This window comes from Rothia sp. CCM 9419 (genome assembly GCF_048512815.1).
In the GTDB taxonomy this organism is placed as follows: domain Bacteria; phylum Actinomycetota; class Actinomycetes; order Actinomycetales; family Micrococcaceae; genus Rothia.
Window position 1 is genome coordinate 141,423 of sequence record NZ_JBLXXY010000003.1, and the last position, 23,695, is coordinate 165,117.

The window sequence follows — 23,695 nt, forward strand, 5'->3', positions numbered from 1 at the left end:
GAGCTAGTTTCGAGAGGATTTTTCTAACGCTTCACGTAAAGCTTTTTTGATACGTTTTTCGGAGACCGTATATGCTGTGCCCAAATTTTGTGCAAAGAAACTGATGCGTAGCTCTTCGGTCATCCAGCCAACATCTTTTAACTCTTGGGTAACGTGCGTACCAGCTGGTAAAGATTTAACTGCCTCATCATAGGCATCTTCGAGTTCTTGTACAATGAGCATCTGCTGATGATCTCGATGTAGCTGAGACCCTAACTTTTCAAGACGGCGTGAAATACCTTGAAGATAGCGCGGAATATGCGCTAAATGCTGATACCCCGTTTGAGCGACAAACCCCGGGTAAACAAGATTCTCCTGCTGAGATTTCATATCGCTCACAGCATGGATGACCGATAAAGAGGTAGCCTTCTTTAACATTTTCTGTACAGCAGCAGACTCACGAAGAATATCTGCAACAAGCTTCGTAACCTCAAAGACAGTATCTATTAAATCGGCTCGTACACGATCATAAAGTATCTGATACTCAGCTTTCGTCCATGGTGGGTTTTCTGGGGTGAGATGATCGATAGCAGCTGCTAAACAATCTTGAACCAACTGATCTACCGAACCATGCGGATTCTGGGTAAAAATCAGTTTCTCCTGATGCGAAAGATGATCGCTAACATAACGAACTACCGACGGTAACTCAAGACTTAGAAGCCGTATGACCGCTTGACGTTGTGAGGAGCAGGCCTCCACCTCCTGCGAAAAAATCTGCAAACCAACGCTCTTTTGCTGATCGGTAAGAGCCGGATACCCCGTAACCTGTTGGGTTGCAATAGTGCGAGTTATTGTTCGCGGAAAATCTTCTTCTGGCCAGTGCAACAGACCTGAACGTTCACGAACTGAACTATCAGAAGCTGTCGAATCTCCTTGGCTCGCAGCGCCAGCTTTCTTCTGTGGTGATGGTTTGGGCGCTGAAGACTGTGCAACCGTATGAGCCGTTTTGCCTAGAGCAGTAAGTGCCGCAATATCCTCAACACTAGCTCCTAATGACTGGGCTAACGCGTTTCGTACCTGTTCATGAAGAGAGCTTTGCAAAGCAAGAAGATCTTTTCCTTCTCCTACGATAACGTTCTGATGATTACGCACCTGGAACGTGAAACGTAGATGTTCAGGTATCTTCTTCTGATCAAAGTCTTCGGGCTGCACCGGCACTGAACGCAACTGTTTAAGACACCGCGCCACGGACTGGTCAAAAACATCTTCTATCGGAGAAAATTCTTCGTCTAAAAGTTTTATGACCTGGCGAGCAACGTCTGGTGCTGGAACAAAATTCTTGCGAATCTGTTTTGGTAATGAACGAATTAATGCTGTGACGAGTTCTTCACGAAGACCGGGAATAAGCCATTGGAAAGGTTCTGGGCTGAGCTGGTTCAAAAAGAGTAACGGTATCTGCACCGCAATACCATCAGTATGCGCAGATGATGCTGTATCGACGGGGTGAGGGGCGTACTCATATCGTAAATCGAGGTGTAGCTCACCACCGTCTGTGGTGACGGTCCATGTTCGGGGGAACTGGCTTTCATCGTAATCGGCTGCTTCTTGATCGATGAGGTGGTCAGTCGAAAAATCGAGAAGATGTTCGTTGCGAGTACGTTCTTCTTTCCACCACCGATCAAAATGTCGTGCTGAGACCACATGGGCAGGAATACGCTGATTGTAGAAATCAAAGAGAGCTTGGTCATCGACACGTAAATCTCGTCGTCGAAGACGCGTCTCTAACTCTTCAATATCGGCTAAAGCGCGCTGATTACGTTTGAAGAAACGATGTCGTGTCTTCCAGCCACCTTCAACAAGTGCTGAGCGAATAAATATCTCGCGACATAACTCTGGATCAATACGAGAGTACTGAACTTTACGGTCAGCAATAATAGGCAACCCCAGTAATGTTACTTTCTCGTGAGCGAGGACGGCACCAGCAGCAGCCGACCAATGAGGGTCATCATATTGTCGTTTAACGAGGTGCGAGCCGACTTCTTCCACCCATTCTGGGGATATTTTGGCGTTGGTTCGAGCCCATAGTTTTGATGTTTCTACAAGTTCTGCACCAACCACCCATTCTGGTTTTTTTGAGAATAGTGACGAAGCAGGGAAAATATGGAAACGTGTTCCTCTGACTCCACGATATTCTCCGCGTGTGCGCTCATCTTTTAACCCGATATGAGAGAGCAAACCCGAAAGAACACTCTTGTGCAAATTCTCTTCATGCGCTGCCGGTTCAATAATGCGCCCAGCGCTAACCTTAATCTTTGCTTCTTGGGCAATATCGCGTAGCTGCGCAAAGAGATCTTGCCATTCTCGAACTCTCAAAAAGTTGATATGTTCGCGGTGACAAAGCTTTCTAAACTGTGATGAGGAAAGTTCTTCTTGCTGCTCATGCAGATACTGCCATAACAATAAGAAACTGGAAAAATCAGAGTTATCGTCGACAAAACGGCGGTGGAAAGTATCTGCTTGTGCGCGTTGTTCGTAGGGACGTTCTCGAGGGTCTTGAATGGTCAACGCAGCAGCAAGAACCATCATCTCTTTAGCACATCCACGTTTTTGAGCTTCAACGATCATACGGCTCAAACGCGGGTCTAAAGGAAGCTTAGACATGGCACGCCCGATAACGGTCAGCGGTGAGGAACCGCGACGTCGGCTATGAGAAGATTTCATACTTAATGCGCCGAGCTCTCTCAATAAGGCGACGCCGTCGTTGATGGCTCGATTCTCAGGTTTCTGCACAAATGGGAAACGCTCAATATCCCCAATGGACTGAACTACACCCATAGCGCTCATATTGAGGATGACGGCGGCGAGGTTCGTGCGTAGAATCTCGGGGTCTGTGAATTCTGGGCGTGAAAGAAAATCCTCTTCAGAGTAGAGACGTATTGCAATACCGGCACTGGTACGGCCACTACGACCAGAACGCTGCCGTGCACTTGCCTGAGAGATTCTTTCAATCGGTAGACGCTGAACTTTGGTGCGTGCTGAGTATCGTGAGATTCTTGCCGTGCCCGTATCAATCACGTAGGTGATACCCGGTACTGTTAGCGATGTCTCTGCTACGTTTGTTGCCAGTACAATACGAGGTTTTGAACCGGTACGGAAAATACGATTTTGCTCTGTTAAAGAGAGCCGAGCATATAACGGTAAAACTTCGTAGCGGGGCAGTTGAGGGGTGTTACGGATAAGCTGTTCAATAGCTTCTTGAGCATCTCGAATCTCTCGTTCTCCGGCGAAAAAGATGAGGATATCCCCGTTCCCTTCACGTGATAGCTCAACGATGCCGTCGAGAATACCGTCGATAGGGTCTCTATCTTCTGTTGCTAGGTCTTCGGAGTCTTCGTCAGGGTGTTCTGCCTCTTCCGATAACGGGCGATACCTGATTTCAACAGGGTAGGTTCTTCCCGAGACTTCGATAATCGGTGGCGCATGAGGGGGTAGCTCGTCGTCGGCGCTGAGTTCTTCTGCACAAAAGTGTCGGCTAAAACGTTCTGGGTCAATAGTTGCCGAGGTGATAATCACCTTCAAATCTGGCCGTTTGGGAAGAATCTGTTTGAGATACCCGAGGATAAAGTCGATGTTAAGGCTACGTTCGTGTGCCTCGTCGATGATGATAACAGAATACTTTGTTAGCAGCTTATCGTGATGTATCTCTGCAAGGAGGATACCGTCAGTCATTAATTTGATGGCAGAAGTATCGCTCACCTGTGAGGTGAAACGTACCTGATAACCGACGGTGTGACCGAGCTCTTCACCTAACTCTTCGGCGATACGCTCTGCTACCGAGCGCGCTGCAATACGTCGTGGTTGGGTATGACCGACCATGCCGTATTCTGCTAATCCCATTTCTAAACAAATTTTAGGTAGCTGAGTTGTTTTACCTGAACCAGTTTCACCAGCAACAATCACAACTTGGTGAGAGCGAATGGCATCGATGATTTCTTGTCGTTGCGTACAAACTGGAAGGTCTGCAGGGTAGGTGATACTTTCTGGTGCAATAACTCGCCGTGGCTTTGGTGGCTGCTTTGCCCCCTGCGATGATGAACGGCGGGAACGCCGTGTATTCTTTGGGGCACCAGATTTACTTGTACCGCGAGATGAACGATGAACGTTCTTGTGTGACTCTTGTGCTGATGAGCTACTCATACGGGTCGGGGCGTGATGAATAGTAGCGGCAAGAGCGCTTAAAGAAGGGGCTTGAGGCGAAGTTTTTTTCTCAGACATGGGTACGCAACTTTAGGTGATGTTCACAGTGGGGCGGTAGAAGCCGTAATGGCTTTGTTCTTTGTAACCTTGATTCTTTGTAACGATGAATCACGTCGAATAGTTTTTGTGGTGGCGAGGTATCTTTGGGGAAGAAAAAAGTGCCCCCGAAAGGATTCGAACCTTCGACACCCAGCTCCGGAAACTGGTGCTCTATCCACTGAGCTACGGGGGCACGGTGCTACATCGTCTACGGACGATGGATGCAACGACTATCCACGATACCAGAAGCACCCGAGGAAGACGATATTTGCGGTGAACAATTTAGGTGCAATATCAACAACACAAAACATCTAAAAGTGGGGAGGAGACGCCGAATCTACGATTTACCCTGTAGAGAAACTTGGCTCACCGATACTTTTAGGTAAACTTATCAGCATGACACCTGAAGAACTCTCAACGGCAATTGCACAAATCCTCTCTAACACCGTTAACGCTGGTGAACTAACCCTCAACGGTGAAGAACAACTTCCCACCGTTAAAGTGGAACGACCAAAGAACCGTGAACACGGCGATTGGGCGACCAATATCGCTCTGCAACTTGCTAAAAAAGTGGGTAAAAATCCTCGAGAAGTTGCACAGATTCTTGCTCAACCCATATCAGATATTTCAGGTGTCGCATCAGTAGACATCGCAGGCCCCGGATTCTTAAACATTGTCCTCGAAGCAGGCGCAGCAGGAGAACTTGCACGCACCATCGTCACAGCTGGAGAAGCCTTCGGACACAACGACACCCTCGCCGGAAAAACCATTAACCTCGAATATGTTTCCGCTAACCCCACTGGACCTATCCATCTCGGTGGTACCCGTTGGGCTGCGGTAGGAGATTCTCTCGCACGTATTCTTGAAGCTCAAGGCGCAAACGTTGTACGAGAATACTACTTCAACGATCACGGTAACCAGATTAACCGTTTCGCACGTTCCCTTCTTGCTTCCGCACGAAACGAACCTGCACCCGAAGACGGTTACGGTGGAAACTACATCTCTGAAATTGCTCAGGACATTCTCAAAACTCACCCTCATGCTCTTGAGAGTGAAGACCCCCAAGAAGTGTTCCGCGCTGAAGGCGTCGAACTCATGTTCTCCCAAATCAAACGCTCTCTGAAAGAGTTTGGTGTGGAATTTGATGTGTTCTTCCACGAGAATTCCCTCTTCGAATCTGGAAAAGTTGATGAGCTCCTCGAAAAGCTCAAAGAATCATCAAACCTGTACTTCGCTGATGGTGCATGGTGGCTCAAATCTACCGATTACGGTGACGATAAAGATCGCGTCGTCATCAAATCTGACGGGAACGCCGCCTATATCGCCGGAGATATCGCCTACTTCCAAGATAAGATTCACCGTGCACAAAACCCCGCAGACATCGCCATTTACATGCTTGGTGCAGACCATCACGGGTACACTGCACGTCTTAAAGCTGCTGCCGCCGCACTTGGCGATGATCCACGTCGCGTCGAAGTGATGATTGGTCAGCTCGTCAATCTCGTCAAAGATGGAAAACCTGTACGTATGTCTAAACGTGCCGGAACCATCGTCACCCTTGAAGACCTCGTCGAAGCAGTTGGAGTAGACGCCGCACGCTACACACTGACACGCTACTCTGTGGATTCAAATATTGATATTGACCTTGATCTGCTCACCAAGCAGAGTAACGAAAACCCCGTATTCTACGTTCAATACGCACACGCTCGTACCTGCGCTGTCGCACGTAACGCAGAACTTGCCGGGGTAAACACCGACCTCTTTGACCCGCAAGCGCTTGACTCTGAACTCGACGCTCAGCTCCTTGGTGTGCTCGGAGAATACGCTAACACCGTCAAAGAAGCAGCGCTCTTCCGTGAACCTCACCGTGTAGCACGTTACGCCGAAACATTGGCTGGAACATACCACCGCTGGTACGGTGCTTCACGTGTCGCACCACGTGGTGACGAAGAAATTACCGCCGTACATAGCAGTCGCTTGCTCCTTAACAACGCCACCGCACAGGTGCTTCACAACGCGCTATACCTGCTGGGTGTAACCGCACCAGAAAGAATGTAACGTGAGCGACCAAACACCTCTCTACGTGCCGTCGTGGCTACAAATGCCCGAACACCCAGAAGTTCTTGAACCTACCATTTGGGAGCAAAACTTTTCACGGGCAGAATCTGGCGAACTACTCGTCGACGGAACACCGGTTGAACAGCTGCGTGAACGTTTTGGCACTCCACAATACGTTTTTTCGGAGTCTGTTTTTCGTCGGCGCGCTCGCACCTTTAGAGTTGCTTTTGAGCAAGCTTTTGAAGCAGTCGGGGCGCCGGTATCTATCTACTATGCTGGTAAGTCTTTTCTGTGTAGCGCTGTTGCTCACTGGGCAGATGACGAAGGGCTTTACCTTGATACTGCTTCGGGCGGGGAACTCGCTTTAGCTATCCGTGCCGGTGTGCCGGCACATAAAGTTGCTTTACACGGTAATAACAAGTCTGACGCTGAGATTCGTCGTGCTTTAGAGTACGGTGTTGGTCGTATCGTCGCTGATTCTGTGCCTGAAGTTCAGCAGATTGCTCGGATTGCTGAGTCGATGGGTATTATTGCGCCGGTACTTTTACGTTTGACCCCTGGTGTTCATGCCTCAACTCATGATTTCATTGCAACCGCACACGAAGATCAAAAATTTGGTCAGTCGTTGGTGTCTGGGACAGCTGAACTGAGCGGGTTAGATTCGCAGACGTTAACCAGTTTGGGTATCGGTCAAGAAGATTCTTATGCCACGGTTGCAGCGGTGTTAGCTCATCAAAGCCAACACCTTGATTTTCGTGGTGTGCATTGCCATATTGGGTCGCAAATTTTTGAGGCAGATGGTTTTATCGCTGCTGCCACAAAGGTGCTTGAATATATGCAATATCTGAATCAGCGCCTAGGTATCAACCTTGCTGAGCTTGACTTAGGTGGCGGTTACGGTATTGGGTACACCTGCTCAGATACTCCGCGTGAAGCTGAACATATTGCTCAAGAACTAGCAGATTCTATTGCGCAAACGTGTGAGCGTCTGTCGATGCCTATTCCTCATATGAGTTTTGAACCGGGACGTTCTATTTCTGGTCCTTCTGGAATGACTTTATACACGGTAGGAACGGTCAAAGACGTTGCTGTTGAAGACGAGAATGGTCAGACGCGTGTCCGCCGGTATGTGTCGGTAGACGGTGGTATGAGTGATAACGCTCGTCCAGTCTTGTATGAAGCAGACTATACGGCAGTTTTAGCGAATCGTGCTCCCACGGGGGAGCAGGTGCTTTCTCGTGTGGTCGGTAAGCATTGCGAATCGGGAGATGTCGTGGTGCGTTATGTTTATCTTCCACAAGATATCCGTGCCGGCGACATGTTGGCTGTTCCGGCAACTGGCGCGTATTGCTATGCGTTGAGCTCAAACTACAACTATTTGACGCGTCCGCCGGTGGTTTCTACAGCGACTGATCGAGAGCCATCTGTGATTGTTCGCGGTCAAAGCGAAGATGAGATGCTCTCTTATGATGTAGAAATAACACAATAGTTGATGTTGATTCATATAACGACATAAAAGAACGCACTGCCGTAACGCTTGGATATCTCTAAGCTAAGGCGTGCGTTCTTTTGTAGAACCTGCAAAAATAACGATAGTTGATGAGCGCTTCTCTCCTGTGATGGGGAAGGAGACGATACACCCCTTATCCATAGAAAGATTGGTGAGTTGTACCCGATGAAAAAGATTAAGGTAGCCCTTTTAGGAGCGGGTACTGTTGGTTCTCAAGTTGCTCGTATTCTTTTAGAGGACGCTGTTTCCTTAGGACAGCGTATCGGTGCTGATATTGAGCTTATTGGTATTGCTGTACGTGATGTAACGAGTTCTCGTGATTGGAATGCTCCTGCATCGTTGTATACAACTGATGCGGAATCATTGATTGACGCTGCGGATGTTGTGATTGAGCTTACCGGCGGTATTGAGCCGGCGCGTACTCGTATTCTTCGTGCTCTTAACGCTGGTAAGTCTGTGGTCTCTGGTAATAAGGCTTTATTGGCGCAGCATGGTGCTGAGCTTCAAGCGGCAGCGAAGGCTAGCGGTGCTCAGCTTTCGTATGAGGCAGCTGTTGCTGGTGCTATCCCTATTCTGCGTCCGTTACGTGATTCTCTTGCGGGGGATCAGATTCAACGTGTTTTGGGCATCATGAATGGGACGACTAACTACATTCTTGACCAGATGGATACCACTGGGGCGCAATTTTCTGATGCTTTAGCGCAGGCACAAGAGCTTGGTTATGCAGAGGCTGATCCGACGGCTGATGTTGAAGGTCTTGATGCTGCTGCTAAGGCTGCAATTGTGGCGTCGTTGGCATTTCATTCTGAGTTTACGCTGGCAGATGTACATTGTGAGGGTATTAGTGCTATCAGTGCGGAGGACGTTCAGGCTGCCGCATTAGATGGGTATGTTATTAAACTTTTGGCTATTTGTGAGCGTCAAGGTGAGGGGATTAATATTCGTGTTAGTCCTACGCTTGTTCCGCGTGAGCATCCTTTAGCGTCTGTGCATGATGCGTATAATGCGGTGTTTGTTCAGGCTCGTGACGCCGGTGAGCTGATGTTTTATGGGCCTGGTGCAGGCGGTGCTCCGACTGCCTCTGCCGTGTTAGGTGATTTTGTGTCGTTAGCGCGACGTATGGTTCTTGGTGGTGCTGGCGTTCCAGAATCTACCTATGCTGGTTTGTGTGCTGTTGGTATGGACGAAGTGGTGACTCGTTTCGCTATTGGTTTGCGGGTTGAAGATAAGCTCGGTGTTCTGGCTAATGTTTCGCGTATTTTTGCTGAGCATGGGGTTTCGTTGCAGGCTGTGCGTCAGGTGAAAGATCGTTCGGGGGATTCTGCGGTGATTCGTTTGGTTACTCACCGTGCAAGTGATATTTCGGTACGCCGGACGATGGCTGTTGTGGATTCTCTTGAGAGTGTTCGCGAGATTATTTCTGTTGTGGCGGTAGAAGGGGAGTAATTTTTCCTTGTGTGCTGTTGTGTTTGTGGAGAAAGTGTGACTTCTATGCCTGTTTCTTCTGGTATTTCACGTGGTTTCGTGGCGGATTATATTCCGGTGGGTCGGCGCGTTAGTGTTCGTGTTCCTGCTACGAGCGCTAACTTGGGGCCGGGCTATGACTCGTTGGGTGTGGCATTGTGTCATTACGATGAGTTGGAGGTGACTCGCATTTCTGAGGGCTTAGAATTTGATATTTGTGGTGCTGGTTCTCAGAGTGTGCCTCGTGATAGTTCTCATCTAGTGGTTCGTGCGATGATGAGGCTGTGGGAGGCTGTCGGTTTAGAGGGGTTGCCTGGTCTTCATCTTCGGGCGAAGAATAATATTCCTCATTCTCGAGGTTTGGGATCTTCTGCTGCTGCCATTGTTTCTGGTGTGTATGCGGCTAATGCGTTGTTGCCTGAGTCTTTGCGTAAGGGTGCTGCCGAACTTTTGACGATTTGTTCGGATATGGAGGGGCACCCCGATAATGTTGCTCCTTGTTTAGAGGGTAATTTTGCGTTGTCGTATGGTGAGTTGGGGCAGTGGCATACGTTGAATGTTGCTGTGCATGAAGAAATTTTTCCGGTGGTTGCGATTCCAGAGTATGAGGTGTCTACTGCTAGTGTTCGGGCGTTGATTCCGGAGGTTGTGAGCCATCGTGATGCTGCGGTAAATTCTGCGCGTACGGGGTTATTGACTCAATCTTTGCATGCTTATCCGGAGCATCTTTTTGCGGCGACCGAGGATTTGTTGCATCAGCAGTATCGTGCTGATGCGATGCGTCCGTCGTATGAACTGGTGTGTTTTTTGCGTGAGCGTGGGTACTGTGCGGTGATTTCTGGTGCTGGGCCGACGGTGATGGTTTTGGGCCGTTCGATGTCGGAGCGTAGTGAGGTGATGGATGCTATTGCTGAGGGCCTTGAGCGTTCTGATATTGGCGAATATGGGTCAGAAAAGCTTTTTTGGCGTGTATTACCTGTAGATATTGATCGAGAAGGTGCTATAGTTACTGGAGAAGAAACCGTTATCTGACCTCTTATGGTGAAGAAAAATGGTGTTTCTTTGACACAAGGCGGGATAGCTAAGAAGCAGCTATTTCGTGTTTTATGTTGTAAAGTGCTGATATTTTGTAATGGAAGACTTTACGATTCGTATGCGTTTTCAAGCATGTGCATAGCCGTGCGCTTGGACGTCTAACTTTCACATGACATTCTCTTGAGAAACTCTTTTCCTTGTTTTCTTGGAATATTGTGTCTGCCCTATCACCAACTTTTTCGATGTCGGTGTGTGGTGTGTGCGGATGCATGTGGGTTAACTATTCACTGGGCTATCTGATGTCTGGTGTGGCACTTATTCTGTTGTGCCGATCATTACCGAATCTTATTTCGAATATCGAGGGGGAAGGAACCTTCTTGGCTGAAACTACCGACCGTACCGCTGGTGCGGAGGAAACTAAATCGCCGTCTTTGAGCACTCTCAAACTTACTCAGCTTCAATCTCTAGCAGTACAGCTAGGTATTACGGGTGCACGACGTATGCGTAAATCTAATCTTGTTGAAGCTATTTCTAACCATCAGCGTGGTGGTGCAATGGCTGAGCGCGAAGAGCAAAGTGCTGAATCTCAGGAGCAGAAACCTGCTAAAGCTCAAAAAACTACTCGTAAGCGTACCGTCCGTGGTGCAAAGAAGGTTGAGGAATCTTCTGCTGCTGAGGTAGAGACTTCTAGCGAAGCGGGTGAAGCAGATTCTGCTCAGCCGTCAAAGAGCGAGAAGAGCGAAAAGAAAACTACACGTCGTCGTTCTTCCCGTAACGCTCAGGAAAAGAACCTTTCACAGTCTTCTGAAGAATCTTCAGCTCAGGAGCAAGAGAACGGGGAAGCGGGGGAATCTGAGAAGACTACTCGCCGTACTCGTACTCGTACTGATCGTCGCCGTAAGGGTTCTGAGCAGAAGCATGATGAGAAGAAGAATGTTTCTTCTGAAGAGGTAGAGAATACTTCTGCTGAGGATGTTTCTGTTGCCGATGAGAGTTCAGAACGTTTTGAGGATGATGAGCGTCCTCAGCGTAAGCGTACTCGTAATCGTCATGACCGTAACGACCGTGACCGTGAGCGTGGAGACCGTAACGACCGCGACCGTGAGCGTGGAGACCGTGACCGTAACGACCGCGGCGAGCGCGAAAATTCACATGGTCCTGATGAAGACCGCCGTGGACGCAACCGAAACAACCGACGCGAACGCCAAAACGAACGTCGCAACCGAAACAACCGACGCCATCACAATGATTACGACGAACCAGAAATCAGCGAAGACGATGTACTCGTTCCTGTCGCCGGTATCTTAGACGTCCTCGAAAACTATGCGTTTGTCCGTACCTCCGGATACCTCCCCGGACCTTCCGACGTCTACGTCTCTTTGAACCAAGTCAAACGATACGGGTTACGTAAAGGCGATGCTATCGTCGGTGCTATCCGCGCTCCTCGTGAAAACGATAAGCACAACAACCGTCAAAAGTTTAACGCGCTACTACAGCTGACCTCTATCAACGGTCTTGACCCTGAAACTTCAAAGAACCGTCGTGACTTTAGCAAACTTACCCCGCTATACCCTCAAGAACGTCTACGTCTTGAAACCGATGCGAAGAAACTGGGCACCCGTGTGGTTGACCTCATCGCACCGATTGGTAAAGGCCAGCGTGGATTGATTGTCTCACCTCCTAAAGCAGGTAAGACTCTCATGCTTCAGTCCATCGCTAATGCGATTACGACTAATAACCCTGAAGTTCACTTGATGATGGTACTTGTTGATGAACGTCCTGAAGAGGTCACCGACATGCAGCGCACTGTCAAGGGTGAAGTGATTGCTTCGACCTTTGACCGTCCCGCAGACGACCACACAACCGTTGCTGAACTCGCTATTGAACGCGCAAAGCGCCTTGTTGAACAGGGTCTGGATGTTGTCGTTCTACTTGACTCGATGACTCGTTTGGGACGTGCCTACAACCTTTCAGCGCCGACTTCTGGTCGTATCCTCTCTGGTGGTGTAGACTCTGCGGCACTGTACCCACCTAAGAAATTCTTCGGTGCAGCACGCAACATTGAAGAAGGCGGCTCCTTGACCATTCTTGCCACCGCATTGGTTGAGACTGGTTCTAAGATGGATGAGGTCATCTTCGAAGAGTTCAAAGGCACTGGCAACATGGAATTGCGTCTATCTCGTCAGCTGGCAGATAAGCGAATTTTCCCTGCGGTGGATGTTACCTCTTCGGGTACTCGCCGTGAAGAGAATCTTCTTTCACCAGAAGAAATTAAGATTATGTGGCGTTTGCGTCGTGTTCTTGCTGGTCTGGAACAAGAGCAGGCTCTTGGCGTACTCACCTCAAAGCTACGCGAAACCCAATCAAATGTTGAGTTCCTTTTGACCGTTCAAAAGTCCGGTTTGGGAACGAATACAGGAGACTAGAGATAGTTGGTGTGTGCCGTCTTTGGATGAGACGGCACACACGTATCATATCGACCACTATTATTTGCACTAAAAGTCGAGGGATGGACGCTCTCGCGAATAGTAAAGAAGGCATATTTTGTACGAAATTCAGTCTCTGCTTGATGAGCATGCTGATCTTCAGAAACAACTAGCAGACCCAGCAGTTCACGCAGATCAGGGTAAAGCCCGTAAACTGGGGCGACGCTATTCTGAGTTGAACGGTATCGTTGAGGCTTATCATCGTGTCAACACTTTGACTGAAGACTTGCAAGCAGCTCAAGAAATGGCTTCCGAAGACCCAGACTTCGCTGAAGAAGTCCCTGTTCTACAACAACAACTTGACGAGGCCTCCGAAAAATTACACCGTCTTCTCATTCCTCGTGACCCTGACGATGGACGTAACGTCATCCTTGAAGTCAAAGGCGGAGAAGGCGGAGACGAAGCAAGTCTTTTCGCTGCAGACTTGTTACGCATGTATTCTCGTTATGCTGAGTCTAAGGGCTGGAAGACCGAGATTATTTCTTCGACAAGCACCGACGTCGGCGGTTATAAAGATGTTCAGGTTGCTATTAAAGGGCAGTCAACAGACCCTGCAGAGGGTGTTTGGGCGCATCTCAAGTACGAAGGCGGTGTGCACCGTGTTCAGCGTGTTCCCGCTACTGAGTCTCAAGGACGTATTCACACTTCAGCTGCCGGTGTTTTGGTGTTCCCTGAAGTGGATGAGCCTGAAGAAATTGAGATTAACCAGAATGATTTGAAGATTGACGTGTATCGTTCTTCTGGTCCTGGTGGTCAGTCAGTGAACACAACAGACTCTGCTGTGCGTATTACTCACTTGCCTACTGGCATTGTGGTAGCTATGCAGAATGAGAAGTCTCAGATTCAAAACCGTGAAGCGGCGATGCGTGTGTTGCGTGCTCGTCTTCTGGCATGGCAGCAAGAACAGATTGATGCTGAGAATGCTGAAAAGCGTCATTCTCAGGTGCGTACCATGGATCGTTCTGAACGTATCCGCACCTATAACTTCCCTGAGAACCGTATTGCTGATCACCGTACTGGATATAAGTCCTATAACCTTGATGCGGTACTTAACGGAGACCTCGAAGCGATCGTTCAGTCTGCTATTGCCATGGATGAAGCGGCTCGTTTGGAGCAGTTAGGTCAGGAAGAGAACTAGATTTTTGAGTTCAGAGTTTATGCTTATGCCCGATGAGGAGCTTGATTCCGCTCTTCGTCGGGCATCGGCGCACTTAGCAGAAGCTGGAATTGATCAGGCTGAGGTTGATGCTCAGCTACTTGTAGCGCATCTTCTTGAACAAGAAACCGGAGAGGTTATTTCTCGCGGGAGAGTTCAAGCCTTAGCGTTAGTGGATGCGCCTGTTCCTGCCGGATACGAGAAACTGGTGTCTTTACGGGCTGAGCGGATTCCGCTACAGCATCTTACCGGTGTTGCGTATTTCCGTTCTCTTAAATTGTCTGTTGGGCCTGGTGTTTTTATTCCTCGTCCTGAAACAGAACTTCTTGTCGAACACGCTTTAGGGCGTGTGGATAGGTTACGTTCTGTTATAGATTCTCCTATCCGTATTCTTGATTTGTGTACTGGTTCTGGTGCTATTGCGGCGGCTTTGGCAACAGAACGACCTCATGTAGAGGTGACAGCTGTTGAGCTGAGCGATTTGGCGTATGCTTGGGCAGAGCGTAATCTTCAAGGAACGGGCGTTCGCTTGGTGCAAGCTGATGCCAGAGATGCTCTCGAGGGAGAAGAGGGGAGTTACGATATTGTTGTGAGTAATCCTCCGTATATCCCTGAGAACGCTATTCCGTGTGATGTGGAAGTCCGTGAACACGACCCTCATATGGCGCTTTATGGTGGTAGTGAGGATGGTATGAGAATTCCGCGGGCTATTGCCTCTCGGGCTTTTGAACTTCTGAAGCCTGGTGGGTATTGCATCATGGAGCATGCTCAGACTCAGCGTGAGGTGATGGTTGAGACTTTTGAGTCTTTAGGGTTCAATGCTATTGAATCTATTGACGATTTAGCCTCTCGTGCACGACATACTGCCGGTGAGAAACCGAATTATTCGCAGAATAATTAAGAGAATATCCGTAGAGTTCTTTGAGAACATGAGAGAATAAACCACGTGAAAGCTACCCTGTATTCAACCGATACTGAACAGAACCGTACTGAGGCGCTTGCTGCTGCTCAGAAAGCTATTAAAGAGAAGAAAACGATTGTTCTTCCTACCGATACCGTGTATGGCATCGGCGCTGATGCGTTTTCTCCTGAAGCGGTTACTAAGTTACTCTCTGCTAAGGGGCGTTCACGGCGTATGCCTCCGCCGGTGTTGATTTATAGTTCTTCTGTTTTACCCGGTCTTGCTGATGAGCTCTCTGCTGATGCTTCTGCTTTGGCAGAAGCGTTTTGGCCCGGTGCACTCACCATTATTTGTTACTCTCAGCCGTCTTTGAACTGGGATTTGGGGGATACTCAAGGAACTGTCGCTCTTCGTGTTCCTGACGATGAGGTTGCTATTGATGTGCTTCGTTTAACGGGCCCGTTAGCGGTGTCTTCTGCGAATAAGACAGGTCGTCCTGCCGCGGTGGACGCGCAAGAAGCTTTAGACCAGTTAGGTGATGATGTTGAGCTAATTCTTGATGCTGGTTCTCGTGCTCTTGACGGTGAGGGTGCTGAGCATACTGTTCCGGTGGCTTCTACTATTGTGGATTGCACGGGGGAGCAGGCTGTTGTTGTTCGTGAGGGTGCTATTTCTCTTGATGCTTTACGTGAAGTTGTTCCGGAGATTGTCACGAAAGCTGAGTTAGAGTCTCGTAGCCAGTTGAAAGATCCTCAAGAGAATCATGATGAATTCTCTGAACTTGATGATGACTTTTTAGAGCCTGATGAGTCGTCGGATACTCCTAGTTATCGTCAAGCACCGGTGCCGGCTTCGGGTAGTTTACATGAACGTCTTGTTTCGGAGTCTTCACCGGTATCTGGTATTGATCAGCGTCGTTCTTTGGCTCAGCCGGTGCGTTCTGTCCGTCAGCCGTTAGATATAACTGTGACGAAGCCGTTGAGTACTGCTCAGGCTCATTCGTTGGTGTTTGACGGTGCTGAAGATGAGAGTTCAGCGAATTAATGTGTTCTCCTCATAAAAATATGGGGTGCTTCTCACGTTGGTGAGGAGCACCCCATATTTTTGTGGTTTTATGATGTTGAAGAGGAACGGTATTTTCGGTCCTTTTTACGCCCGAGGGCAAGATGAGCGCTTCTGAGGACTTCTTGGATTCTTGGTTCTGGAATGAGCCCATGATGACGTGCCCAAGAGTCATCTATTCTTTGTCCGAACCACATGACTTCTACACGGCGTACAGTGCCTTGAAAACGGTCGTCTAAAAGGCGTGAGAAAGCGTAGCCGCTTCTAATGATGCCTTGGCATAGTTGATGAGGTAGGGTGAATGGGCGTCGTCGACCAGCATCAATGAGAACGGAGGAGCAGGTGCTTCCTTCCCACGGCTGAACAACGATTGCTGGTAGTCGTTGAGGGAATTGACCGACCATGGACACGAATTCTGCTAATGCGTAGGATGATGAAACAGGTGAGGATTGCTGACCTGTTCCGGCAACGGAGCCGAGGAATGAAGACGCAATTTTTGCAAAGGATTCTGTGGTTTTACGTCCTGAGCCTTGCACACTGGTTGCACGGATAATACATATTTCTGGTGTGCGAGCGTGTTGTTGTGATTCTTCTAAGAGCATGAGGAGTACTTTTTCTCCGAGTGCTTTTGAGAAAGAATATGCTGAGAAGGGTGAGGTTTTGATTTCGTTGTTGAGTACAGGGGAGGAGCCTTGTACTGCGGCAGATGACATGTGAAGTATTCTTTTGACGCCGGTACGTTGGGCTGCAATAGCGATAACTGCTGGTAGCAGGGCGTTGGCTCCGATGAGAGGTGCTAACTCTTGTTGGTGTGGGGCAGCTAATCCTGATGCGTTAATGACGACGTCTGCTCCAGCAAAAGAATCAGCCAGAGAGTTGATGATTCCTTCGAGCCTATAGGCTTCTTTGATGAGTGCTTGCGGATTTGTCTGTGATGTTGCAAGACGAGGAGCTTCGATAGGGTCGCTGTCGATGCCGTCTGCTTGTAGACGTGCAATAATGGACGACCCGACGAATCCGCTTGCTCCAATAACTTTCCAGCTTGCCTCAGCCACAATGTCCCCTTTCTAGACCCGTCGATGAGGTTAATGACGGGCTGATATACCTAACATAATCATAAGTGGTGCAAAATCACTAACAGACACAGCAACCTTTTAGGTATCTTATGGGTGATAAAAGGGGTATCACCGTCTGATGTTCAGTAAACTAGCTAGAGTTGTTCAATACTGATAAGTAGAGGGCATCGACGATTTGAGCTCTTAGCAGGTGCTTAGAGTTGTATGAATCCTAGAAAGGTTATGGTCTAGAGGTAATGTCGCATCTTCATATCTCCCAACGAGTACCTAACTCAGCGACGAGTTCTCAGGACCATATTGTAGCGGTCGTTGTGACCTATAACAGGTTGGATCTTCTGCGTATGACCATGGAGGGAATACGACAGGGTGCTTGCCGTCCTGATTGTGTTGTGGTGGTAAATAATGATTCTACTGATGGGACGGCTGCATATTTAGATGACCTTGAATATGACATTCCTTTAGATATTATTCATTTATCTAAAAATACTGGTGGCGCTGGTGGCTTTGCTGTTGGTATTGATCGTGCGTTGTTTACTCATCAGGCAGATTTGGTGTGGGTGATGGACGACGATACTCAGCCTTTAGAAAATACTCTTTTAGCCAGTTATCGTGCGTGGCGTGATTATTCGGTGATTCGTTCGGAACGCCCTGCTTTTGTTGCTTCTCGTGTGGTGTGGAAGAACGGTCTTGACCATCCGATGAATACGATGCGTACCATGTTTGGGGCTACTCGTCGTCAACATCAGTTGGCGCAAAAAGTGGGTGGGCGCCCCATTCGTTCTGGCTCTTTTGTGTCGTTGCTCATGGACGCTGCTGTGATGCGTCGTGTGGGGTTGCCTTGGGCTGATTTTTTCATCTGGAATGATGATTTTGAGTATTCTACGCGTTTGGCTCATCATCGGCATGCTATTGCTGTGGCTGATTCTGTGGTGGTTCACCATACTAAGACTTTCGGCACAACAGATGCTGACCCCGGGAAACGTTTTTATAATGATGTGCGTAATAAGATATGGGTGTTTACACGTTGTCGTACGCTCACTCCTTTAGAAAAAGTGCTGTACAGCGGTTCTACGGTAAGACTGTGGTGTAGTACTTTATTGCGTACTTCAAAGAAAAAAAAGTACGCCGGCTATTTCTATCATGGTATTAAAAGTTCTTTGAAGCCTTTTCGTTCTAATCAGGACGTGCTTGCTGGGGCGTATGATTTTTCAGATGTTCGTCAGCAGTGTGTGTCGTGTTCTTCGCCTGAGCAGAAGTTTTCGGTGTTGATGAGCACTTATTCTCGTGATGATGCACGTTTCCTTGACCGTGCTATTGCCTCGAATACGGTTGAGCAGAATCGAGCTCCTGATGAGTTTGTTTTGGTCAAAGATGGTGTTCTAACACCTGAGTTAGATGAGGTCATTGAGCGTTGGTGTGCTCGTTCTCGAAAAGGTGAGGTGTGCCCGATTAAGGTGGTTTCGTTACCTCGTAATGCGGGTCTTGCAAATGCTTTGAACGAGGGGCTTAAAGAATGTTCCTATGATGTAGTGGCTCGTGCTGATGCTGACGATATTTCTTTACCGCATCGTTTTGAACGTCAGCTTCCTGAGTTGGTTGGCAAGAATGTTGCGGTGCTTGGTTCGTCGATGTTTGAAGTATCTTTGGATGCTTCTTATATTGAGTCTGAACGGCATGCTGTTCTTGGTTCTGAGCAGATTCGTTCTGCTTTTGCTCATCGAAATCCGATGTTTCATCCTACGGTGATTTTTCGTAAGTCTGCAGTGGAGGCTGTTGGGGGTTATGAGGAAGTCCCTGGAGCTGAGGATTATTGGTTGTGGAGCCGTATGAATGCTGCTGGCTTTGTGTTCCAGAATATTGCTGATTCTTTGGTGAAATATCGTACTGGTGCTGGTGTGTATACCCGTCGTGGTGGTGTGGGTGCTTTTACTAAGGATGTGAAAGTGCAACAGACTCTTTATAACGGCGGTATGATTAACAAGACTGATTTTGTGACGAATTTAGGTGTTCGTCTGGTGTATCGTTTTGTTCCTGTTGGATTACGTAAAAAGGCTTTTCGGTCGTTGATTGGTAGTGGGCAGGTTGATAATAACCTGCGGAAGGAAAAATGTTCATGACGGATATGTCCAGTGATATGGTGCATGATTCTTCTGCACGCCCTGAGCGCGACCATAAACAGCGGTGGATTTATTATCGTATGGCCTTGGACGCTGGTGCTTGGATTGCCGCTTTATTCATTGGGTTCTTCTTGAGGTATGGAAGTTTTGAGCTGATTAACCCATTCGGTTTTTCTGTGGTTACTGCGATAGCTCTAAGTATTCAGCTTGGAGTTGGGTATGCCGTTGGTTTGTACAGTAATCGTTTACCGTATGGTTCTTTTGCAGAGACGAAGCTTCTGGGGTATACCGTTTTATCTGCTGTGGCAGTTATTCAGGCTGTTCTTATTCAGTTTTCGTGGCATATTGGTGTGCCTCGCTCAGCAATATTAATTGTTGCGCCTTTTGCTCTGATTATTATGTCAGTGTTCCGTTATTTTAAGAGGATGCTTCAGGAATATCAGAATCTTTCTCCTGTTGATAAGGCAGTTCCTGTGATTGTGTATGGTGCAGGTTTTCTTGGGCAACAATTAGTGACGAACCTGTTATCGGACCCGAGCTCTCTCTATCATCCTGTTGCACTTGTTGATGATGATCCTTCGTTACGTAATCAGCGTATTCAGGGTGTTCCTATTCGAGGAACCCGTGAAGATCTTCGTCATTTGGTGACGAGGCTTGGCGCATCTGCCGTTATTTGTGCAAAGAAAGAATTGCCGCTGGGGTATCAGACGGTTGCGGAGGAGATGCGAAGTTTGGGTGTGGATTTTTTGCATTATGCTGGAGTGACGGCTGGAGTGAATGGGAATCTCCATTATGAATACCCTTTAATGAGAAATCCTGAGCTTGAAATAGATCGTAGAATTATTGAGGCTGTACGCGGAAAAGTCGATTACAACGTTGAGCGCCAGGATATTTTTCAATATTTACAGGGTAAGCGTGTTCTTGTGACTGGTGCTGGTGGGTCTATTGGATCTGAGTTGTGCCGTCAGATTATGGAGTATGAGCCAGAAAAATTAATCATGCTCGATCGTGATGAGACCTTGCTTTTAGACGCCCTTTATGGAATTAAATATTCTGGTTCTTTAGCTGATGACGGTATCGTGGTTGCTGATATTCGTGACGTTGAGGCTGTGAACAATGCTTTTGAAGAACATCGTCCACATGTGGTTTTTCATGTTGCTGCGTTGAAGCATGTGGCTGCTCTTGAATCGAATCCGAAAGAGGGCTGGAAGACTAACGTTCAAGGAACGCTTAACATTCTTGAAGCTGCATCTAAAGTAGAGGTTGATGTTTTTGTGAATATCTCTACTGATAAAGCTGCTGACCCGAAGAGTGCTTTGGGGCAGTCCAAACGCACCGCTGAAAGACTGTGTAGCTGGTACGGGCAAACTACTGGAAAAAAATATGTTTCCGTTCGTTTCGGTAACGTTTTTGGTTCCAGAGGTTCTGTTAAACCGCTATTTATCAAGCAGATTCGCAATAATAAACCGTTAACGGTGACAGATGCTAAAGCTACCCGTTTTTTCATGTTGGTTGATGACGCCTGTGCATTGGTCCTTCTTGCTGGTGCCTTGGGCAATAGTGGCGAAGTTCTCGTTCTGGATATGGGACAGGCTGTTCCTATCGAGAAAATTGCTCGGCAAATACTTGAGGTGTATAAGTGCCCTGACCTTGATATTCAATACACCGGATTACGGGATGGCGAAAAGTTAGAGGAAGTTCTTTTCAGCAAAGAAGAGAAAAACGTTTCGAATGAGAAGAATAAACATATTTCTCATGCTCATGTTCCGCCGTTTGCACCAGCAGATTTAGACTATGAGCAGTGGTGTCAAAACTATATTAATCACCGTGGGTATGGGCGAAAATAGGATGACCTGCTATCCTCTCGTGTCTTTTCAGAATGGGGTGTTGTCGTGGAAAACATTATGATGTGGGTTCCTGCCTTCGTTGCTTTTATGGTGAGTCTTTTCTTGCCACGGGCAATTATTCCTTTGCTGAAAAAATGGAACATGGTGGATATTCCAACTGAACGTTCTTCGCATCACCGTCAGACGTTGAGGGGGATGGGTATTGCCGCTGCTGCTGGCACTTGTATCGCTTATATTCTCGCGATTGTTTTCGGCATGATTTCTATTGACCGTTCTGTTGCGCTTTCTGTTTTGGTGGGAATGCTTGGCTCAGTAATTCTTGGTTGGCTCGAAGATTATCGAGGCGTTCCTATTCTTTGGCGTTTTGGTATTCAACTTGCTATCGGCGTGGTCGTGACATCTTTGCTGACCTATTCTTTGCATACATCGTGGGTGTGGGTTCCTCTAGCGGTTTTGGCCATTGCCGCTTATATCAACGTTGCAAACTTTATGGACGGCTTGAACGGTATTTCTGGGTTGCACGGTTTTATTGTTGGCGGATTTTATGCTTATGCCGGTTGGGTGAATGATCTCAATTGGTTATTTATTGGTGGCTCTGCTTTATCACTGGCGTATTTAGCATTTTTACCGTGGAATCTTAGAAGTGTTAATAATGTTTTCTTGGGGGATTCTGGTTCTTACTTTTTAGGTGGTTCTATTGCGTCAATGGCTGTTGGCGCTTTTCTCTCTGGAGTGTATTTAGAGTATTTGTTATCTCCTGTTTTGGTGTATTTGGCGGATACGGGTGTGACTCTTTGGCTGCGTATCTATCGTAAAGAGAAGTGGTATTGTCCGCATCGCCAACATGCTTATCAGCGTTTGACCGATGTTGGTTTATCCCATATCCAAAGTGCTTTAGTGGTTTCGTTGTTGACTATTTTTATTTCGGTTCTTGCTATTGTGACGTTGCCGTATGAAACTCAGGAAGCTATTTGGGCCGGTTTACTGACTTTTGTGTTGCTTGGTATGTATTTGTATTCTCCTCAGCTGGTGAAGAAATTTAAAAAAGATAGCCTTGAAAAGAGTCAGGGGCAAGGGTCTGTTGATGGGCAGTAATAGCTCTGTCTGGAAAAACATTTTCTTTTCGGTGAGTAAAATTGTTATTCCAGTAACGATCACAGGTATTATGGTGGGAGCACTTATTCAAGGGCGCTGGGGTTTTCTAGCTTTCTTGGTAGGTAGTCTCATCGTTCAGATATGGTTTAGCATAGATGTTCTTGTTGCTCATCGTGCTGAGCGTGTTTCGATGGCAAATGTGGCACGCCAAATGGTGGTGTGCTACGTCATTAAAGTAATGATTGGTGCAATGTTGCTACTGATTGTTCCTTTGCCACAAGCGATGACGAATGGTTGGATGCTATCTGGCGCTTTGATTACTACATTGGTGTGGTTAGTGATGACAATGAAGAGCATTATGGCAATGCGTATCTTGTATTTTGCTGATCATGATTAAGGTAGATAGTCAGAATAAGTGTGAAGGAAATAAAAAGTGAGTAAAGCGCAGAATCCTTGGTGGCGTGGCGATAAAAAGCTTCGTACTACGGGAGAGCTTGTTGCAGGTGGCGGAATTGCTGGGGCAATCATGACTTTGCTCTATGTCATATTGGGCATTGCTATCTGGAGTTTGGTAGGCTTTGTGCTGGATCACTTTTTAGGAACTCGATGGTTAGTTTTTGCTGGTGCCCTTGTTGGCGCAATCGGAGGGTTCTACCTCGTTTGGTATCACATGACGAACCGTAACTGACCACATCATTGAGTCACACATAATTTTTCAATAACATACTTATATGTACACGGTCATTTTGACCAATACTTTGATGCAAGAAAGGACTTGCCTTGATCGTAAACGGGCTTGTTACCGCCGCGGGATATGTTCCTCCCACGGTTGAAGATACTCATCTTCCCGATATTTTCACGATTGGTTCGTTTGGTTTCGGCAAGCAGATGCTGCTGGTGATACTTTCCGTTGTCATCGTCGCAGCATTTTTTATGCATGCAGGTCGCAAGCGTGCGATGGTTCCCGGACGTGAGCAATTTATCGCAGAGAGCGGTTACCTTTTTATTCGTAACTCTCTAGCAAAAGAACTCATTGGCGCTCACGCATATAAGCCTTTTGTGCCATTGCTCTTTACTGCTTTTTTCTTCATCTTGGTTAATAACCTTTTTGGTTCTATTCCTGGTATTCAGCTACCTCCAATGTCTCACGCTGGCGCAGCGTATGTAATGGCAGGCTTCGCATGGTTTACATGGGTTGGCGTAGGTATCAAACGTAAGGGCTTTGGCACGTTCTTCAAAGATCTCACCATGCCTTCTGGTGTTCCTCCTATCTTGTACATCATTCTTGTACCGATTGAGTTCCTCTCAAATCTTTTGATTCGCCCTGTAACTCACGCCCTTCGTCTTTTTGCGACGATGTTCGGTGGGCATATGGCGATTTTGGTTGCTGCATCTTTGACTCAGTACCTCATTGTTGAGGTGGGGGGATTCGGTTCTCTTGCAGCTGTAGGTTCTGGTGCTCTCGGTCTATTCTTCTACTTCCTTGAACTGATGATTCAGTGTATTCAGGCGTACATCTTCACGTTGCTTCTAGCTGTTTATCTACAAGGTTCAGTTTCAGAAGGACACTAAAAAAGTTTTCTCAAGTTCATCTAGAGCTTGAAGGATATAGC

Annotated in this window: 16 protein-coding genes and 1 tRNA gene; 14 read left to right on the forward strand and 3 right to left on the reverse strand. The window is 47.6% G+C overall.

Going from position 1 to position 23,695, the window contains the following annotated elements; translation table 11 throughout:
* Positions 1-3 precede the first annotated feature (3 nt).
* Together hrpA and ACN08W_RS03920 are read right to left on the reverse strand one after the other, a co-directional pair.
* Positions 4-4,254: an ATP-dependent RNA helicase HrpA gene (gene hrpA, locus ACN08W_RS03915; RefSeq protein WP_419108858.1), complete on the reverse strand. Its 4,251-nt coding sequence runs from the start codon at positions 4,252-4,254 to the stop codon at positions 4-6.
* Between the two features lie 141 nt (positions 4,255-4,395).
* Positions 4,396-4,468, reverse strand: a tRNA-Arg gene (locus ACN08W_RS03920).
* A gap of 203 nt (positions 4,469-4,671) precedes the next feature.
* Between ACN08W_RS03920 and argS the strand changes: the two genes are divergently transcribed.
* The 8 genes from argS to ACN08W_RS03960 all read left to right on the forward strand — a co-directional run bounded on the left by argS (position 4,672) and on the right by ACN08W_RS03960 (position 15,929).
* Positions 4,672-6,333, forward strand: coding sequence for an arginine--tRNA ligase (gene argS / locus ACN08W_RS03925; RefSeq protein ID WP_419108859.1), 1,662 nt, complete (start codon positions 4,672-4,674; stop codon positions 6,331-6,333).
* Position 6,334: 1 nt separating this feature from the next.
* On the forward strand, positions 6,335-7,822 hold the full coding sequence (locus tag ACN08W_RS03930) for a diaminopimelate decarboxylase family protein (RefSeq protein ID WP_419108860.1): 1,488 nt from the start codon (positions 6,335-6,337) through the stop codon (positions 7,820-7,822).
* Between the two features lie 186 nt (positions 7,823-8,008).
* A complete protein-coding gene (locus ACN08W_RS03935) occupies positions 8,009-9,289 on the forward strand; it encodes a homoserine dehydrogenase (RefSeq protein WP_419108861.1) in 1,281 nt (426 codons plus the stop codon).
* 45 nt (positions 9,290-9,334) lie between these two features.
* Entirely contained in the window at positions 9,335-10,339 is a 1,005-nt protein-coding gene (gene thrB, locus ACN08W_RS03940; protein WP_419103658.1) for a homoserine kinase, read from the forward strand.
* A 380-nt stretch (positions 10,340-10,719) separates the two neighbouring features.
* A complete protein-coding gene (rho, locus tag ACN08W_RS03945; RefSeq protein WP_419108862.1) occupies positions 10,720-12,768 on the forward strand; it encodes a transcription termination factor Rho in 2,049 nt (682 codons plus the stop codon).
* Positions 12,769-12,886: 118 nt separating this feature from the next.
* Positions 12,887-13,966, forward strand: coding sequence for a peptide chain release factor 1 (gene prfA / locus ACN08W_RS03950; RefSeq protein ID WP_419108863.1), 1,080 nt, complete (start codon positions 12,887-12,889; stop codon positions 13,964-13,966).
* 4 nt (positions 13,967-13,970) lie between these two features.
* Entirely contained in the window at positions 13,971-14,885 is a 915-nt protein-coding gene (gene prmC / locus ACN08W_RS03955) for a peptide chain release factor N(5)-glutamine methyltransferase (RefSeq protein ID WP_419108864.1), read from the forward strand.
* Positions 14,886-14,930: 45 nt separating this feature from the next.
* The gene (locus ACN08W_RS03960) at positions 14,931-15,929 is read left to right on the forward strand and encodes an L-threonylcarbamoyladenylate synthase (protein ID WP_419108865.1); all 999 of its coding nucleotides are present in this window, start codon (positions 14,931-14,933) and stop codon (positions 15,927-15,929) included.
* 68 nt (positions 15,930-15,997) lie between these two features.
* Here ACN08W_RS03960 and ACN08W_RS03965 read toward each other — a convergent pair whose 3' ends face one another.
* A complete protein-coding gene (locus ACN08W_RS03965; RefSeq protein WP_419103617.1) occupies positions 15,998-17,002 on the reverse strand; it encodes an NAD-dependent epimerase/dehydratase family protein in 1,005 nt (334 codons plus the stop codon).
* Between the two features lie 257 nt (positions 17,003-17,259).
* On the opposite strand from ACN08W_RS03965, the gene ACN08W_RS03970 reads away from it, so the two are divergent.
* The 6 genes from ACN08W_RS03970 to atpB all read left to right on the forward strand — a co-directional run bounded on the left by ACN08W_RS03970 (position 17,260) and on the right by atpB (position 23,654).
* The gene (locus ACN08W_RS03970) at positions 17,260-19,140 is read left to right on the forward strand and encodes a glycosyltransferase (protein WP_419108866.1); all 1,881 of its coding nucleotides are present in this window, start codon (positions 17,260-17,262) and stop codon (positions 19,138-19,140) included.
* Positions 19,137-20,987, forward strand: coding sequence for a polysaccharide biosynthesis protein (locus ACN08W_RS03975; RefSeq protein ID WP_419103615.1), 1,851 nt, complete (start codon positions 19,137-19,139; stop codon positions 20,985-20,987). Before ACN08W_RS03970 ends, ACN08W_RS03975 begins: the two co-directional genes overlap by 4 nt.
* A gap of 45 nt (positions 20,988-21,032) precedes the next feature.
* Entirely contained in the window at positions 21,033-22,082 is a 1,050-nt protein-coding gene (locus tag ACN08W_RS03980) for an MraY family glycosyltransferase (protein ID WP_419106934.1), read from the forward strand.
* Positions 22,072-22,479 carry a hypothetical protein gene (locus tag ACN08W_RS03985; protein ID WP_419106935.1) on the forward strand — a complete coding sequence of 136 codons (408 nt, stop codon included), beginning with the start codon at positions 22,072-22,074 and terminating at the stop codon, positions 22,477-22,479. Before ACN08W_RS03980 ends, ACN08W_RS03985 begins: the two co-directional genes overlap by 11 nt.
* Before the next feature lie 36 nt (positions 22,480-22,515).
* The gene (locus ACN08W_RS03990; RefSeq protein ID WP_419103612.1) at positions 22,516-22,770 is read left to right on the forward strand and encodes a hypothetical protein; all 255 of its coding nucleotides are present in this window, start codon (positions 22,516-22,518) and stop codon (positions 22,768-22,770) included.
* Positions 22,771-22,862: 92 nt separating this feature from the next.
* The gene (atpB, locus tag ACN08W_RS03995; protein ID WP_419103611.1) at positions 22,863-23,654 is read left to right on the forward strand and encodes a F0F1 ATP synthase subunit A; all 792 of its coding nucleotides are present in this window, start codon (positions 22,863-22,865) and stop codon (positions 23,652-23,654) included.
* Positions 23,655-23,695 lie beyond the last annotated feature (41 nt).

Bases quoted from the DNA above. Each gene is read 5' to 3' on its own strand.
- argS (WP_419108859.1), top strand. From the start codon at position 4,672: ATGACACCTGAAGAACTCTCAACGGCAATTGCACAAATCCTCTCTAAC.
- ACN08W_RS03935 (WP_419108861.1), top strand. From the start codon at position 8,009: ATGAAAAAGATTAAGGTAGCCCTTTTAGGAGCGGGTACTGTTGGTTCT.
- hrpA (WP_419108858.1), bottom strand. From the start codon at position 4,254: ATGTCTGAGAAAAAAACTTCGCCTCAAGCCCCTTCTTTAAGCGCTCTT.
- ACN08W_RS03985 (WP_419106935.1), top strand. From the start codon at position 22,072: ATGGGCAGTAATAGCTCTGTCTGGAAAAACATTTTCTTTTCGGTGAGT.
- thrB (WP_419103658.1), top strand. From the start codon at position 9,335: ATGCCTGTTTCTTCTGGTATTTCACGTGGTTTCGTGGCGGATTATATT.
- ACN08W_RS03975 (WP_419103615.1), top strand. From the start codon at position 19,137: ATGACGGATATGTCCAGTGATATGGTGCATGATTCTTCTGCACGCCCT.
- ACN08W_RS03970 (WP_419108866.1), top strand. From the start codon at position 17,260: ATGTCGCATCTTCATATCTCCCAACGAGTACCTAACTCAGCGACGAGT.